The organism is Phytomonospora sp. NPDC050363 (genome assembly GCF_040655735.1).
GTDB lineage: Bacteria > Actinomycetota > Actinomycetes > Mycobacteriales > Micromonosporaceae > Phytomonospora.
Genome location: NZ_JBFAKK010000026.1, coordinates 33,833 through 49,086, shown reverse-complemented (window position 1 = coordinate 49,086; position 15,254 = coordinate 33,833). Strand labels below are relative to the sequence as shown.

Below are 15,254 nucleotides of genomic sequence, written 5' to 3'. Positions count from 1 at the left end.
TCCCAGCAGGGTCTGGGACGGAGTCCCAGCGGGGTCCGGGGCGGAGCTCCGGTGGGGGTGCGGGGGGCGAAGCCCCCGGCCGGGGCTTGACCTTGCGGGCTGGGGGTTAGGCCTGGGGCTGGACGTGGGGCAGGAGTGGCTGCGGTGAGTGAGCCAGCTGCTGCGGCGGTGGCTGTGGCTTGGTGAGTAAGCCGGCTGCGGCAGGGCCCCAGGCTGGGGTGACGCCTGACCTGGCGGGTGCCCGGCGCGAAGCCGCCGGCCCCGGACCGGGGTGACGCCTGAACTGGCGGGTGCCCGGCGCGAAGCTGCTGGCCCCGCCCGGGGCGACGCCTGCCCGGCGGGTACCCCGCGCCCGGCGCGAAGCCGCCACCCCCGCCCCCGAACGGCCGGGCCCCTGGCGGGACCCGGCCGAGTCGCGAGCATGCCGTGCCGTGCCATGCCGCGCCATACCGCGCCACACCGCGCCATGCCACGCCGCACAGCACCTCCCTCACAGCCCGAGCCCAGGCCCCCCAACGTCCAGCGCGAGCGTCGTGCCCTCCCCCTCCGGCCCGTCCGGCGCACCCTCGCAATGACGCGAACCCGGCCGCCCCGTGTCGAAGAAAGTCGTGATGAGCGCCGCGCAGTCGTCCTCACGCAACGCCGACCCGTGCACGTCGTCGTCAACGGTCACGACCGTCCCACCGATCTCCTCCCGCATGTCCCACGTCCACTCGTAAGGCGACGGGGTCTCGTACAGGTGACCCGACATCACCAGCGGCGTCCCGGAATCACGCAGCCGCACCGGCTCCGCCGGGATCGTCCACCCCGCGCACTGCGCGACGAAGGAGTGCAACCGACCGGTCACCGGGTACTTCTTCAGCGCCTTGCGGTAAGCGGCCCAGGTCCCCTCGAAGTCGCGGCGCCCCAGATCCTCGTTGCAGAACACCGCCCGGTTCATGGTCTCGTTGAACGGCACCGGCGCACCGGCCGGCGGCGGCCCGCCGTCGGACCCGCCGAACAGCTCCGCGATCAACGCCGGGGCCTCGGGACCGACGGCGTCGCGCAGCGCGGCGAGCACGTCGGCGGCCATCCCCCAGGCGGGGGCGTCCTGGTCGCCGGCCTGGGCGATGAAGGCCCCGTCGAAGACGAAGTCGATGTCGGTGAAGGTGCGCGGCTCGGCGTCGAAGGCGGCGGCCAGCCGGGCGATGGACTTCTCCACGGCCTTCGTGGTGCTGCCGAAGCCCCAGCGGTCGTCGTGCTCGGCCAGCCAGGAGGCCATGCGGGTGAAGTCGCGGCCTATCGCGGCGTTGCGGACGGTGGAGAACTCGTCGAAGCGGAACACCGGCGGCGCGACGCTGTCGAGCCACACGCGCCCGGCGTGCTTGCCGTGCTCGCTGCGGTACACCGCGCCGAGCCAGGTGCCCCAGGAGACGCCGAGGAAGTTCATCCTCCGCTCGCCGAGCGCCGCGCGGATCCGGTCGAGGTCGTGGGCGACGTTGACCGTGGTGAGCTGGGACAGGAACGCGGTGTCGCTCAGCGAGCAGGAGCGGTTGAACGCGGCGACGCCCTCCTGGGCGGCCCTCGCCTCGTCCTCGGTGACCGGTCCGGGGCCGGGGTGCATCGCCCCGCCCTCGCAGTCGAAGGAGGTGCTGTAGCCGACCCCGCGCGGGTCGAAGCCGATGAGGTCGTAGCGCTCGTTGAGCTGCGTGCCGATGGAGGCCTCGCCGCGGCGGCCGAGGATGAGCTGGTGCGGCATGAGGTATCCGCTGCCGCCGGGGCCGCCCGGGTTGACCGCCAGCGAGCCGAGCCGGCGGGACTGGTCGGTGGCCTTGATCCTGGTGAGCGCGACGGTGATCTGTTCGCCGCCGGGGTCGTCGTGGTCGAGCGGGACCTCGACCGTCCCGCATTCGGTGCGGGCCCACAGGTCGCGGAAGAGATTCTGGGCCTCGGCCGGCAGCATCCAGTCGAGGACCTCGTCGGAGTACTCGGGACAGGCCTGCCAGGACACTGTGGACGGTTCGATCGCGGCCGGGGCCTTCGCCTCGGCCGCGTTGAGCGGGACACCGATGGCGACGAGCGCCACGGCGGCCGCGAGAGTCCTTTGTGGAGTCATGGCAGAAGGCTGGCGTTCCGGCCGCTGCGCCCGCGTCTGCCACGGGATGTATTGCGGCGTATGCCTCAGGGCATACCCGGTGCCCGACTCAGGCCGGATTCGCCGGAGGCCGGATCTGCGTACGCTCGCAGTTGCCATGCCGATCCTCTCCTCCCCCGCCCTTCGCGCCCTGATGGCGCGACCGTCCGTCCAGGACGCCGGAGCGGCCGCCGCCCTGTTCACCGCCACCTTCCTGATGACCGGCCCCGGCGGGATGATCCCCCGCGAGCAGCCCTGGGAGCCGGCTCTGCGCGCGCACCTCGACCTGTGGTGGGCGGGCACGGCCCTCGCGCTGCTCGCCGTCGCCCTGCGCCGGCGATGGCCGCTGTCGATGCTGGCGCTGTGCGGCGTGGCGGTCGGGCTCCACATGGAGCTGGGCGCGATCGGCACGCCGGTCGACCTCGCGGTGCCGATCCTCGTCGCGACGGTCGCCGCGCGCCACCGTCGCAAGGTCTCGGTCCTCGTGCTCATCGCCTTCATCATGGCGGCCACCCTCTGGAGCGCGCGGCTGACCGACGGACGGGAAGGCGGTGGGATCTCCGAGATCATCCAGAACCAGACGACCATCGGACCGGCGGTGCCGAGGCCCCCGGTGATGTCCGACGTGCGCATCGTCCACCACGAGGACATGTACGGCCTCCCCGCCGCGTGGGGCGGTCTGCCCGTCCTCGGTTCGGTCCTCATCGCGGCCTGGGCCTTCGGGTCGCGCACCCAGGCCCGCCGGGCCTACCTCGTCGAGCTGACCGCCCGGGCCCGCGATCTGGAGCGCGAACGCGACCAGCGCGCGGCGCTCGCGGTGGCCGCCGAGCGCGGCCGGATCGGCCGGGAGCTGCACGACGTCGTCGCGCACGGCCTGTCGGTGATGGTCGTGCAGGCCCAAGGCGGGCAGGCCGCCATCGACAACCGGCCCGCCGACACCAAGGCCGCGCTCGCGGCGATCGTCGAGACCGGGCGCCGCGCGCTGGCCGACATGCGCCGTGCGCTGGCCGCCGTCGGGTCCGTCGACGCCATCCGGGAGCCGTCGCCGGGGCTGGCACAGCTCGAACAGCTCGCCGCCCGCGTCGGCGCGGCCGGTCAGCCGGTGGAAGTACACGTCGAAGGCCGCCCGGTGCCGCTTCCCACGGCGGTCGACCTGGCCGCCTACCGCATCGCGCAGGAGGCGCTGACCAACACCGTCAAGCACGCCGGGCCGGGCGCCCGGGCGGTCCTCACGGTCGTCTACGGCGACGCCGAGGTACGCGTCGAGGTCACCGACAACGGCAGGGCCGCACCCGTCCCCGACGGTTCCGGCAGCGGCCTGCGCGGCATGCGCGAGCGCGCCGAACTGCTCGGCGGCGCCTTCCGCGCGGGACCGGCTCCGGGAGGCGGGTTCACCGTCACCGCAGCACTTCCCATCGATAGGCGGACGGCATGATCCGCGTCCTGCTCGCCGACGACCAGGCCCTGGTCCGCACCGGCTTCCGGATGATCCTGGACAACTCCCCCGGCATGACCGTCGTCGGCGAGGCCGGCGACGGCGCCGAGGCGGTCGCGCTGGCGTCCGAAGTGGACGCCGACGTGGTGCTGATGGACATCCGGATGCCCGACGTCGACGGCGTCGAGGCGACCCGGCGGATCCGCGCCGCCGGCGGCCCGCGCGTCCTGGTGCTGACCACCTTCGACCTCGACGAGTACGTCTACGCCGCCCTGCGCGCCGGCGCGAGCGGCTTCCTGCTCAAGGACACCCTCGCGCCCGACCTGCTCTCGGCGATCCGCGTGGTCGCCGCCGGTGAGGCGATCGTCGCGCCGACGGTGACCCGGCGGCTGCTGGAGAAGTACATCGGCACCGGGGAACCGGCCCCTCCCCCGGCCGACCTCGGCGGACTCACCGACCGCGAGCGCGAGGTGCTGGGGCTCATCGCGCGCGGACTGTCGAACGCCGAGATAGCCGCGCGGCTCTATGTGTCGGAGGGGACGGTGAAGACGCACGTGAGCCGGGTCCTGGCCAAACTCGGGCTGCGCGACCGGGTGCAGGCCGTCGTGCTGGCCTATGAGACCGGTCTCGTGCGCGCGGGGTCGGACTAGGCGGTGTCCACGTGCAGCAGAGGAGGGCCGTCACGTCCAGCCGCGGCATGCGGGAAGCTGCCGCCCAGCGTGACGGGGACGTAGAGGAGGGCATGGGCGAAGCGCCGGCCCAAGCGGGCCGGCGCTTCGCCACGGCACCGAGGCACGCGGCATCTGCGCACCCGGTGCTCAGCGGTTAAACCGGGCAGCTTCCGATCCTGACCCAAGATCCACACTGGACAGTGCAGTCGTATTGGACCTGGCACTTCTGGCGATACTGGGACGACCCGATGCACTTGTACCGGTACAAGGTCTCGGCGGGGCAGCGGGCCTTCGCCTGAGCCTTCGGCATGAACCGGAACAGCAGTGCGTCGCCTGCCTTGCTGAAAATACTCATGGTGCGGCACCTTCTTCCTAGGACGGGCCTTGCCACCGGTCGACGGCCGATGAGTGTTGCGGGGGTGTTCGCCGGCCGGTGAAATCTGCGGCTTCCCGGCGCGTGTGACGCCTCCCGAACGATCAGTCTGCCCAGGCGGGGAAGGATTTTCGAGGCGCGATACCGGCAGGAAGGCGGCAGGAAGTCCGCGAAGAGTCACCACAGGATTTCAGGGAAGGTCGCCCGGCCGATGAGGACGACGTCCGCGAGGGCTCGCGACCCTGAGTGCCGACCCCGTGCTTCCGCGTTACCGCCATTGCATCGGTAGCCGCGCGGACACCGTCGATCACCGGGACACGCCATAGACGACCCGAACGGCTGTCAGCGTTCGGGTGTCCACCGTCGGCACCCGGTCCCACCTGTGACGTAGCATCCCCGCGTGACCACCGACGGCAAGACCGGAGACCGCAGGGCCCGGGTTCGGCAGGAGACCCTCGCCGAGATCCGCGCGACCGCGCGCAAGCTCCTGGTCGCCAAGGGCCCCGCAGCGGTGACGGTCAACGCCGTCGCCCGCGAGATGGGCGTCAGCGGGCCCGCCCTGTACCGGTACTTCACCGGTCACGACCAGCTCGCCGACGAGCTCACCGCCGACTTCTACCGCGACCTGACCGCCGCCGTCGAGGCCGCGCGCGACTCCGTGGGCGCCGACACCTCCGACCGGCGCCTGCTCGCCATGTCGCGGGCGCTGCGGGCGTGGGCGGTGGGCAATCCCGCCGAGTTCGGCTGGATCTTCACGCGCGTCGCCATGCCGGCCGCCGAGCGGGCCGGCGCGCCGAGCATGCTCGCCGGTGAGGACTTCGAGCGCGTCCTGCGCGACGAGTTCGTGCGGCTGTGGCGGACCCGGCCCTTCGCCGTCCCCGACCTCGACCGGCTGGCACCCTCGCTGCGGGAGCAGCTCGGCGCCTACTCCGAGGGCATCGGCGGCGCGCTTCCGCCGGCGGCCGCGCACGTGTTCCTCACCAGCTGGATCCGCCTGTACGGGCTGCTGTGCATGGAGGTCCTGCACCAACTGGACTTCGTCTTCACCGACGTCGAGCCGCTGTTCGAGGAGGCGCTGCGCGAGATCTGCGATCGGCTCGGGGTGGTGTACGAGCCGGCTTGACGGGGGTGGGCGCGCGTTGAGGCGCGGGGCCGTCCCCGGTAGCCGGTATGGTCCGGTCCATGGCAGCCCGCATCGATCTCACTCTTGACTGCGCCGACGCGTCCCTGCTCGCGGAGTTCTGGAAGACCGCGCTCGGCTACGTCGACGAACCGCCGCCTCCGCCGTTCGCCACGCGCGAGGAGTGGCTGGCGTCCTTCGACGAGGACGACGAGGCGGACGGCGGCGCCTGGCTCTGCGACCCGGAGGGCCGCGGACCGCGCCTGTCGATCCTGAGGGTGCCCGAGCCGAAGACCGCGAAGAACCGGCTGCACATGGACATCCGGGTCCTTCGGGACGCCGACCCGGCGGTGACCTGGCGGCGGGTCAAGGCCGAGGCCGCGCGGCTCGTGGCCGCCGGCGGCGGTGTCCTGCGCGAGGAGGACGGCCACCACATCGTGATGGCCGACCCCGAGGGCAACGAGTTCTGCGTCGCATCGGCGGCGGCCGTTTAGGCACTGCGCCGGGCGCTGTCCTATGTGGACGCTTCGTCGGCCGCCGCTCGAACGAGCGTGCCTGGGCCGCGCTTCTCCAGAACCGCGAGGTCACGTTCGGCGTAGAGCCGGTGCTCCCACTCCTCGTTGAGGACGGTGAGCAGGCACTCCCGCACGGGGAAGGACTGCGGTCGCGGCCATCCGGGCACGTCGACCGGCTCGGTGCCGGCGGCCGGCGACTCCTCGGTGAGGCCGTCGACGACTCGGCGCACGCTTCCCATATCGGCGAAGGTGGAGCCGCTCAGGTCGGCCTGCCGGAAGTCGGTCATGAGCGCACCATGGCTTCGGCCGGTGACAGGACCCGGCCTAGCCGGGACGTCGGTGCGCCTCGCGGGCGGCGAGGACGCCGTGGATGAAGCGGCAGACCGGTGTCGGCGTGCCCGAGCGGCGGCCAAGCCGGACGACCGCGCCGGTCCACGCGTCGAGCTCGGAGCGCTTGGCGTCGAGGATGTCGCGGTGCAGGGAGGGCGTGCCCTCGGCGGGCTGGCGGTCGAGGAAGGCAAGGCTCTCCTCGACGATGGCGTCGCCGAGTTCGACGCCGGAGGCCCGCGCCACGGCGGCGACCTCGGCCATCGCCTCGGCGACCATCGCCCGCGTCTCCGGCTGCGCGCGGATGACGCCGAAGGGCGCCTCGACGGTGGCGCAGAGGCCGCCGGCGGTCGCCACGAACAGCAGCTTCGCCCACAGCGCGACCCACGGGTCGGCCGGAGACTCCGACGTCACGCCCGCGCCGGTCAGGGCCTCCCGGAAACGGTCGACGCGCTCGGAGCGGCCGCCGTCCCACTCGCCGAAGGTGAGCAGCCCGGCGCCGCCGACATGCCGGACCCGCCCGGGGCCCGCCAGCAGGGCGATGATGCGGGCCGTGCCGGGCCACACCGCGTCGCGGCCGACGGCCTCGGCGACCTCGACCGGCGCCTCGACGCCGTTCTGGAGGGTGAGCACGGCCGTCTCGGGGCCCATGAGGGGGCCGAGCGCGTCGATCGCGGGGCCGAGCTGCCAGGTCTTGACGCACAGGAGGACCACGTCGACCGGCCCGACCTCGGCCGTGTCCGCCGTGGCCGTGACCGGCGCGACGGTGAAGTCGCCGTGGGGACTCTCGACGGTCAGACCGTCGCGGCGCAGGGCGTCGAGGTGCTCGCCGCGCGCGACGAAGGCCACGTCGTGGCCGGCGGCGGCGAGCCTGCCGCCGAAGTAACCGCCGATGCCTCCGGCGCCGATGACCGCGATCCTCATGCTGATGACTCCTTCGTGGGGCGGGGACGTTCGGGGTGTCGGGGTGAGCGCGCGAGTGCCCTGGGGTCATTCGCGGCATGGCGATGAACGAGGTCGACGCGGAGACGCTGGACGGGCTGGAGGAGCACGTCAGGGAGTTCTTCGCCGGTCACGAGGTCTCCCCACGCCCCTAGGGCGTGTCCTGGTGGTCTTGTGGGTGCGAGTCCGCCGCAGCCCCGCAGTGATCACCAGGACACGCCCTAATCCCTCAGCCTCGCCGTCAGGCGCTCGCGCGCGGCCGGCCACTCCTCGCGGATGATCGAGTACGTCACCGTGTCGCGGTGGCTTCCGTCCGGGCGCAGGCGGTGGCGGCGCAGGACGCCCTCCTTGACGGCGCCGAGGCGTTCGATCGCTCGCTGGGAGCGCTCGTTGCGGTCGTCGGTCTGCCAGCCGACCCGCTGGGCGCCGAGGGTGTCGAAGGCGTGGTCGAGCAGCAGCAGCTTGGCCTCGGTGTTGAGGCCCGTGCGATGCCACTTCGCGCCGATCCAGGTGCCGCCGATGAACAGGCCGCCCTCACGTGGCGCGAGGTCGTGGAACTGCGTGGTCCCGGCGACCTCGCCGGTGACGGCGTCGATCTGCGCCCAGGGGACGATCGTCCCGGCTGCGTGGCGGTCGAGGAGCCCGGCCACGACCGCCCGCATTTCCTCCACAGTGGACGGCTGGGTGTGGCGCAGCCAGGTCCAGATGCCGGGGTCGGCGCCGGCGGCGAAGAGCCCGTCGGTGTGGTCGAGGGTCAGCGGTTCCAGGCGTACGTGCTTCCCCGCGAGGACGGGCCGGTCGAACCAGTCGGTCATGCCGACGATCTTTCCCCCGCGCCCGGCACCGGGCAACGGCCCGCCCGGAAGTGTGCCGAACACGACTCAGGGCGGGGGGACGGCCCCGCCCAGTTCGATGGCGGTGATCAGTAGCGAGTGCGCGCGTTCGACGATCGCGCCGATCAGACCGTGCAGCTGCGGATCACCGGCCACGGGGGCGTCTTCGAGAGCCGTCAGGTCCGCCCCGACCTTCGCCAGCAGCACCTGGAGGTCGGCCGGGGCCTTGCTCAGCGCGCCTCCGACGTCGGTGAGGCTGAGCCCTTGCCCTTCGAGGCGCTGGATGAGGTGGACCCGCTCGACGGCCTCGGCGGCGTACAACCGGTACCCGCTCGGAGTGCGCGCGTCGGGAGCCAGCAGCCCCATCTGGGTGTAGTGGTCGATCGTGCGCGGCGAGACACCGGCGCGCGCGGCCAGTTCACCGATCTTGAGAAGTCCCACCGTCATGAGTCACCGCCCGTCCGAACGATCCGCCGCCTTCGCGGCCTGTAACCATACAGTGGCACGTGTTACTCTTCGCTCGTGCCACGAGACGATGTGGAGGGCCACGATACCGGCCCCCGCCGGGCCCGTCCCGGCGTCGTCGCGCGGCTCCACGGGTCCCCCCACCCATCGAGCGTGGGGCGTCGCTCCCCGCTTCGCACGAGGTCTTGAGGCAAGCGAAGGAGCGGTTCGACGGTGGTCTTCAAGAAGATGCTGCGCGTGTTCGGCGTCGGCGGTCCCGGTGTGGACACCGTGCTCGACCGGGCGCAGGTCCGTCCGGGTGAGACGCTGACCGGCACGGTGCACGTCAAGGGCGGCGACCACGAGGTCGCCATCGAAGGGGTGGGACTCGGACTCGTCGCGCGCGTCGAGGTGGAGAGCGGGCAGGGCGAGTTCGGCGCGGTCGGTGAGTTCGCGCGCCTCGACGTCTGCGGCCCGTTCCGGCTCGCCGCGGGCGAACCGCGCGACATCCCCTTCGCCTTCCCGGTGCCCTTCGAGGCTCCCGTGACGCATGTGGGCGGCCGGAGTCTGCGCGGCATGACGCTCGGCGTGCGCACCGAGCTGGCCGTCGCCAAGGCGGTCGACAAAGGCGACCTGGACGTCTTCGAGGTCCACCCGCTGCCTTCGCAGGAGCGGGTCCTGGATGCCTTCGCGGAGCTCGGCTTCGCTTTCAAGCACGCCGATCTGGAGAGCGGCCGTATTCACGGCCTGCGCCAGGAGCTGCCGTTCTACCAGGAGATCGAGTGGCGTCCGCCGGCCGAACTGGCCGGGCGGATCGGCGAGGTCGAGCTGACCTTCGTCGCCGACCCGCACCACCTCTCCGTGGTCCTGGAGGCCGACCGGCGCGGCGGGGTCTTCGGCGGTGGCGGCGACGCCTTCGGCCGCTGGGCCTTCCCGCACGAGGTCGCGCTGCGGACTGACTGGGAGGGCGAGGTCGGGCGCTGGCTGAGCGAACTCGCGGCCCGTTCGGCGCATCACGGCGGGCACGGTCACCATCACGGCGGGCATTCCCGTCACGGCGGTGGCGGCATGGTCGCCGGTGCGGCCGCGGGGCTGGTCGGCGGGATGGTCCTCGGCGAGGTCTTCGACGAGGCCGGGGACGCCTTCTTCGGCGACGAGGGCTGACCTCTCGCCATCGGACGTCTGGCCCGGGCCGTCTCCCAGCAGCCCGGGCCAGCGGGTTTCACACCGCCTGCGCGGTGACGGCAAGTCCGGGGCCGCGTTCGCCGACGGCGCCGAGGCGCAGCGGCCTGCGCCCGCCGGCGATTGACGGGCGCTGCTGATCAGCGTCGGCGATGATGGAGTGGCGGCGCCCGCGAGACCCGAACGGAGGTCTGGCCGGGATCCGCCACCGCGCCCGGGCCTTCGGCGGCGACCGTCACCGTGGACAGCCCTCCGGAGGTGCGACCCTGCTGCGAATCGAGTTGCCGTGCGAGTGGTCATCGCCGAGGACGACGTCCTCCTCCGCGAAGGTCTCGCGCTGCTCGTGGCCGGTGAGGGCTTCGAGGTCCGCGCCGCCGTCGGCAACGCCGAGGACTTCATCGGCGCGGTCGAGCGGCACCGGCCCGACATCGCCGTCGTCGGCGTCCGGCTCCCGCCGGGCGTTCGCGACGATGGCGTCCAGGCCGCACTCGCCGCCCGCCGCAGCCGGCCCGGCCTGCCGATCCTGGCGCTGTCGTCCCATGTTGAGGACCGCTGCGCCGCCGAACTGCTCGCCGACGGTCGCGGCGGGACCGGCTACCTCCTCAAGCGGCGAGTCGGCAACGCCGACGCCTTCCTCGACGCCGTCCGGCGCGTCGCCGCCGGGGGCACCGCCATGGACCCCGAGGTCATCGCCCGGCTGCTCGTCCGCCGACGCGCCGGCGACCCGCTGCGCACTCTCACCGCGCGCGAACGCGAAGTCCTCGGCCTCATGGCCGAAGGGCACGCAGGCGGCGACATCGCCGCCGCGCTCATCGTGACCGAGGGCGCGGTGAACAAGCACGTGCGGGCGATCTTCGCCAAACTCGGGCTCGCACCAGAAGACACCGGCCACCGGCGGGTGCTGGAGGTGCCGGCGTACCTCACCGCCTGACCGCCGCCACCCGCATAGGCTGGCCGTCCCATCCGGCACACCGCGACGAGGACCAGCCCATGCCGAGCAGCACCGGGATCCGACTGATCGAGCCCGGCGACGCCGCCCCCATCGCCGCCCACCGGGCCCGCGACGTGGAGGCGTTCCGGCCCTGGGAACCGGCCCAGCCCGCCGAGTTCTTCACCGCGGAAGGGCAGGCCGAACGCATCGAGGGCCTGCTCGCCGGACACCGCGCCGGCACGGTCTGGCCGGGCGTCGTGCTCGCCGGCGACGAGGTGGTCGGCCAGGTCACCGTCGGAGGCATCCTGCCGCAACCGCACCTGCGCCGCGGCTCCGTCGGATACTGGATCGCCGGTGTCGCGCAGAACCAAGGGCACGCGGGCCGGGCGGTCGAACTGGTGCTGAAGGTGATGACCGAGGAACTCGGGCTGCACCGTGCCGAGGCGTCCACCAACCTGGAGAACCTGCCGTCGCAGCGGGTGCTGCGCCGCAACGGGTTCAGTCCGTACGGCGTCGCGCACTCCTCGATCTTCCTCGACGGGAGCTGGCGCGACGGGCTGCTGTGGGAGCGGATCCTGGGTGACTAGACCGCCTTCTCATCCCGCCGGATAGGCCCGCACCTGCGTCGCCTTCACCGCCGCCCACACCTGCCGGCCGGGCGCCAGGCGCAGCTGGGCGACCGCCGCCGGGGTCACGTCGGCGGCGACGGTGACCGGCCCGTCGAGGATCACCCGCAGGTTGTCGCCGTGGTGCTGGACGCTGCCGACGACGGCCGGCCAGCAGTTGCGCGCACTTCCCTCGGGGCGCTCGGGGTGCAGCGCGACCGCCGAGGGCGAGAAGGCCGCGAAGGCCTCGCCCGACACGCGGTCGTCGACGGCGAGGGTGAAGTCCCCGCCGATCGTGACGGAGTGGCCATCGCCTTTGCCGCGAAAGAGGTTGAGGCCGACCAGACGGGCGATGTAGTCGGTACGCGGGCGCGCGGTAACGGTCGCCGCGTCACCCTCCTGCACGACCCGCCCGTCCTCGACGATGACGAGCCGGTCGGCGAGGATCAGCGCGTCGAGCGGATCGTGAGTGACCAGCAGGGTCGCGCCGGAGTGCTCACCGAGGTGCGTGTGCAGTTCGGTGCGGGTGTCCAGGCGAGTGCGGGCGTCGAGGGCGGCCAGCGGCTCGTCGAGCAGCAGCAGCGCGGGATCGACGGCGAGCGCGCGGGCGAGCGCGACGCGCTGGGCCTGCCCGCCGGAGAGGTGGCGGGGCTTGCGTCCGGCGTATTCGGCGAGGCCCATGCGTGCCAGCCAGTCGGCGGCTTTGGCGCGTGCCTCGCGTTTGGGCAGGCCGTGCCGGCGGGGGCCGAAGGCGACGTTGTCGAGGGCGGTGAGGTGCGGGAAGAGGAGGTAGTCCTGGAAGACGACGCCGACCCGGCGGCGTTCGACGGGTGTCCACACGCGACGGGCGGGGCGGTCGAGGTCGGTGCCGGCGAGGGTGACGTGCCCGGCGGTGAGGGGCCGCAGGCCGGCGAGCGCGCGCAGGGCGGTGGTCTTCCCGGCGCCGTTGGGTCCGAGGAGGGCGACGACTTCGCCGGGTTCGACGCGCAGGGCGACGTCGAGGCGGAAGGTCTCGCGTTCGACGACGAGGTGGGCGTCCAGGGCGGTCATGAGCCGGCGATCCACTTGTCGCGAAGGCAGGCGAGGATCGCCACGGACACCGTCAGCAGGATGAGGCTGAGCACGATGGCGGCCTGCAGGTCGGTCTCCAGGGCGAGGTAGACCGCCAGCGGCATGGTCTGGGTGCGGCCGGGGAAGTTCCCGGCGAAGGTGATGGTGGCGCCGAACTCGCCGAGCGCGCGGGCCCAGCACAGGACGGCGCCGGCGGCGACGCCCGGGGCGACCAGGGGCAGGGTCACGCGGGTGAAGGTGGTCCAGCGTCCCGCGCCGAGGGTCGCGGCGGCTTCCTCGTAGCGGCTGTCGGCGCCGCGCAGGGCGCCTTCGACGGCGATGACGAGGAAGGGCATCGCGACGAACGCCTCGGCGAGGACGACGCCGGCGGTGGTGAAGGGGAGGGTGATGCCGAAGGCGGAGTCGAGCCAGGCGCCGAGGATTCCGTTGCGGCCGAAGACGAGCAGGAGCGCCACTCCCCCGACGACCGGTGGCAGCACCAGCGGGACGGTGACCAGTGCCCGCACGACGCGCCTGCCGGGGAACTCGACGCGTGCGAGGAGCCAGGCGAGGGGGACGCCGAGGACGAGGCACAGGGCGGTGGCCATGGTGGCGGTCTGGATCGACAGGCCCAGCGCGGTGAGCACTCCGGGCGCGGCGAGCCGTTCGGGAAGGGACGTCCAGGGCGCGCGGACGAGCAGCCCGGCGAGCGGGAGGACGAGGAAGACCAGTCCGAGGACGGCCGGTACGAGCAGCGCGACGGGGGCGCGTCCGGCGCGGCGGCGCGGGCGCCGCCGGGGCGGTGCTGGGACGGTCGTGTCGGCCTGCACGGGCTTATGGTGCCTGGAATCCGGCGTCGGCGAGGACCTTCTTCGCCGGATCGGACAGCACGTAGGCGACGAAGGCCTTCGCGGTCTCCTTCGCGGGGGCGGCCTTGAGGACGGCGATGGGGTACTCGTTGACCGCCGAGGCCGACTCGGGGAACTCCACGGCGTCGACGTCGCCGGACGCGGCCTGCGCGTCGGTCCGGTAGACGAGGGCGGCGTCGACCTCGCCGAGGGTGACCTTCGACAGCGCCGACTTCACGTCCTGCTCGAAGGTCACGGGGGTCACCGCGACGGCTGCGGCGTCGAGGGCCTTGACGGCGGCGGCGCCGCACGGGACCTGCTCGGCGCACAGCGCGACCTTCACGTCCGGCCGGGCGAGGTCGGCCGGGCCCGTGACGGCCTTGGGGTTGCCCTCCGGCACCACGATGACGAGCTGGTTGCCGGCGAAGGTGACCGGGTCGCCGTCGAGGTTGCCGGCGTCGGCGACGGCGGTCATGTTGGCGGGGGCGGCCGAGGCGAACACGTCGGCGGGCGCGCCCTGGTTGATCTGGGTGGCCAGCCCCGAGCTGCCGGCGAAGTTGAAGGTCACCTTCGCGCCGGGGTGGGCGGCCTCGAAGTCGGCGCCGATGGCGGTGAACGCGCCGGTCAGCGAGGCGGCCGCGAAGACCGTGATCTCCTCGCCGCCGCCGTCGTCCGCGCAGGCGGTCAGGCCGAGCGCGGCCAGGGCGGCGAGCCCGGCGGCCAGCGCGCGTGTCAGGCGTCCGCTCACGAGACGTTCCTCCCTCTGGCGGCCGGGGTGGAGCGCTCCACCACGACCGTCGTCGACTTGATCACCGCGACGGCCACCGAGCCGACCCGCAGGTCGAGTTCGTCGACGGCCTCCCGGCTCATGAGCGAGACGACGCGGAAGGGCCCGGCCTGGATGTCGACCTGTGCCATCACGGCGTCCTTCACGACGGCGGTGACGATGCCGCGGAGGCGGTTGCGGGCCGAGGACAGCTCGGAGCCGGGCGTGGCGGCCTGCGCGGTCACGAAGCCGGCGAGGTCCTCACCGGCGATGACCCGGTGCCCTTGGCCGTCGCGGGAGGCGGTCAGGCGCCCGGCGTCGACCCAGCGGCGCACGGTGTCGGCGCTGACGCTGAGCAGTTCGGCGGCCTCGCCGATGCGGAACTCGGTCACGCCGTGAGCGTAGCCGCCGCAGATGCGCGGAGAAAGAGGGCATCCAGCTTGCATCCGCGGTCGGGAGAGGGGCATCCCTTAGCGGGTGCGGTCGCGAAAAGTCGCCGGCCCATAGCTGACACAAGGTGGCAGACATGGCGGATTGACTGCACCGAGAACACGATCCGCGCGAACGAGGAGCACGTCCATGACCGACACCCTGCCCGCCGAGACCGACGCCGGGGCGAGCGACTTCGACTTCTACCACGGGCGCTGGCACACCTATCACCGCAAGCTCCGCGACGTCTTGGACCCCGAGTGCACCGAGTGGCTGGAGTTCGAGGGCGTCAACGAGTGCTCGGTGATCCTCGACGGCCTGGGCAACACCGAGACCAGCACCTTCGACTACGAGACCCCGTTCACCGGCTACACGCTGCGCCTCTACGAGCCCGGGACCCGGCTGTGGCGCATCTGGTGGGCCTCCACGCGCCTGCCCGGTGTGATGGGCCCGCCCGTCGAGGGGCGCTTCGACGGCGGCCGCGGCGTCTTCCTCGCCGACGAGGAGCTCAACGGCCGCATGACCAAGGTGCGCTTCGAGTGGACCGTGGTCTCGCCCGACGAGACCCGCTGGGAGCAGTCCTTCTCCTACGACGAGGGCGCCACCTGGAAGACGAACTGGACCACGACCTCGCGCCGGGAGGCCTGAGTCCGGAGATCCCCGCCACGCC

17 protein-coding genes are annotated in these 15,254 nt (G+C 73.0%); 8 read left to right on the top strand and 9 right to left on the bottom strand.

From position 1 onward, the window contains the following. Positions 1-490: 490 nt before the first annotated feature. Positions 491-2,095, bottom strand: a complete 1,605-nt coding sequence (locus AB0I28_RS38270; RefSeq protein ID WP_357501031.1) for an alpha/beta fold hydrolase — start codon at positions 2,093-2,095, stop codon at positions 491-493. A 136-nt stretch (positions 2,096-2,231) separates the two neighbouring features. On the opposite strand from AB0I28_RS38270, the gene AB0I28_RS38265 reads away from it, so the two are divergent. The 4 genes from AB0I28_RS38265 (at position 2,232) to AB0I28_RS38250 (ending at position 6,206) form a co-directional block, all read left to right on the top strand. Beyond that, a complete protein-coding gene (locus tag AB0I28_RS38265) occupies positions 2,232-3,548 on the top strand; it encodes a sensor histidine kinase (protein WP_357501030.1) in 1,317 nt (438 codons plus the stop codon). Next, a complete protein-coding gene (locus tag AB0I28_RS38260) occupies positions 3,545-4,198 on the top strand; it encodes a response regulator transcription factor (RefSeq protein ID WP_357501029.1) in 654 nt (217 codons plus the stop codon). Before AB0I28_RS38265 ends, AB0I28_RS38260 begins: the two co-directional genes overlap by 4 nt. A 794-nt stretch (positions 4,199-4,992) precedes the next feature. Next, a complete protein-coding gene (locus AB0I28_RS38255) occupies positions 4,993-5,715 on the top strand; it encodes a TetR/AcrR family transcriptional regulator (protein ID WP_357501028.1) in 723 nt (240 codons plus the stop codon). Between the two features lie 59 nt (positions 5,716-5,774). Continuing rightward, positions 5,775-6,206 (top strand): VOC family protein, encoded by a 432-nt coding sequence (locus AB0I28_RS38250; RefSeq protein ID WP_357501027.1) that lies wholly within the window; start codon positions 5,775-5,777, stop codon positions 6,204-6,206. 20 nt (positions 6,207-6,226) lie between these two features. On the opposite strand, the gene AB0I28_RS38245 is transcribed toward AB0I28_RS38250, so the two are convergent. The 4 genes from AB0I28_RS38245 to AB0I28_RS38230 all read right to left on the bottom strand — a co-directional run bounded on the left by AB0I28_RS38245 (position 6,227) and on the right by AB0I28_RS38230 (position 8,776). Then, complete coding sequence (locus tag AB0I28_RS38245) at positions 6,227-6,514, bottom strand: hypothetical protein (RefSeq protein ID WP_357501026.1); 288 nt, start codon at positions 6,512-6,514, stop codon at positions 6,227-6,229. Between the two features lie 37 nt (positions 6,515-6,551). Beyond that, on the bottom strand, positions 6,552-7,478 hold the full coding sequence (locus AB0I28_RS38240) for a 2-dehydropantoate 2-reductase (RefSeq protein ID WP_357501025.1): 927 nt from the start codon (positions 7,476-7,478) through the stop codon (positions 6,552-6,554). A 239-nt stretch (positions 7,479-7,717) separates the two neighbouring features. Continuing rightward, on the bottom strand, positions 7,718-8,311 hold the full coding sequence (locus AB0I28_RS38235) for a GNAT family protein (protein WP_357501024.1): 594 nt from the start codon (positions 8,309-8,311) through the stop codon (positions 7,718-7,720). Positions 8,312-8,377: 66 nt separating this feature from the next. Then, entirely contained in the window at positions 8,378-8,776 is a 399-nt protein-coding gene (locus tag AB0I28_RS38230) for a MerR family transcriptional regulator (RefSeq protein WP_357501023.1), read from the bottom strand. Positions 8,777-9,007: 231 nt separating this feature from the next. Between AB0I28_RS38230 and AB0I28_RS38225 the strand changes: the two genes are divergently transcribed. From AB0I28_RS38225 to AB0I28_RS38215, 3 genes are all read left to right on the top strand, one after another. Beyond that, positions 9,008-9,937 carry a sporulation protein gene (locus AB0I28_RS38225; protein ID WP_357501022.1) on the top strand — a complete coding sequence of 310 codons (930 nt, stop codon included), beginning with the start codon at positions 9,008-9,010 and terminating at the stop codon, positions 9,935-9,937. 304 nt (positions 9,938-10,241) lie between these two features. Then, positions 10,242-10,886 carry a response regulator transcription factor gene (locus AB0I28_RS38220; RefSeq protein WP_357501021.1) on the top strand — a complete coding sequence of 215 codons (645 nt, stop codon included), beginning with the start codon at positions 10,242-10,244 and terminating at the stop codon, positions 10,884-10,886. A gap of 59 nt (positions 10,887-10,945) precedes the next feature. Further along, positions 10,946-11,473: a GNAT family protein gene (locus AB0I28_RS38215; RefSeq protein WP_357501020.1), complete on the top strand. Its 528-nt coding sequence runs from the start codon at positions 10,946-10,948 to the stop codon at positions 11,471-11,473. 9 nt (positions 11,474-11,482) lie between these two features. Here the strand turns inward: AB0I28_RS38215 and AB0I28_RS38210 are convergent, their stop codons facing one another. The 4 genes from AB0I28_RS38210 to AB0I28_RS38195 are packed head-to-tail and all read right to left on the bottom strand — an operon-like array spanning position 11,483 to position 14,547. Further along, complete coding sequence (locus AB0I28_RS38210) at positions 11,483-12,541, bottom strand: ABC transporter ATP-binding protein (RefSeq protein WP_357501019.1); 1,059 nt, start codon at positions 12,539-12,541, stop codon at positions 11,483-11,485. Further along, the gene (locus tag AB0I28_RS38205) at positions 12,538-13,371 is read right to left on the bottom strand and encodes an ABC transporter permease (protein WP_357501018.1); all 834 of its coding nucleotides are present in this window, start codon (positions 13,369-13,371) and stop codon (positions 12,538-12,540) included. The genes AB0I28_RS38210 and AB0I28_RS38205 overlap by 4 nt, the downstream gene beginning before the upstream one ends. A gap of 4 nt (positions 13,372-13,375) precedes the next feature. Then, positions 13,376-14,092, bottom strand: coding sequence for a molybdate ABC transporter substrate-binding protein (gene modA, locus AB0I28_RS38200; protein ID WP_357501032.1), 717 nt, complete (start codon positions 14,090-14,092; stop codon positions 13,376-13,378). A 41-nt stretch (positions 14,093-14,133) separates the two neighbouring features. Continuing rightward, positions 14,134-14,547 carry a TOBE domain-containing protein gene (locus AB0I28_RS38195; protein ID WP_357501017.1) on the bottom strand — a complete coding sequence of 138 codons (414 nt, stop codon included), beginning with the start codon at positions 14,545-14,547 and terminating at the stop codon, positions 14,134-14,136. 187 nt (positions 14,548-14,734) lie between these two features. On the opposite strand from AB0I28_RS38195, the gene AB0I28_RS38190 reads away from it, so the two are divergent. After that, positions 14,735-15,232, top strand: coding sequence for a hypothetical protein (locus AB0I28_RS38190; protein ID WP_357501016.1), 498 nt, complete (start codon positions 14,735-14,737; stop codon positions 15,230-15,232). Positions 15,233-15,254: the final 22 nt, after the last annotated feature.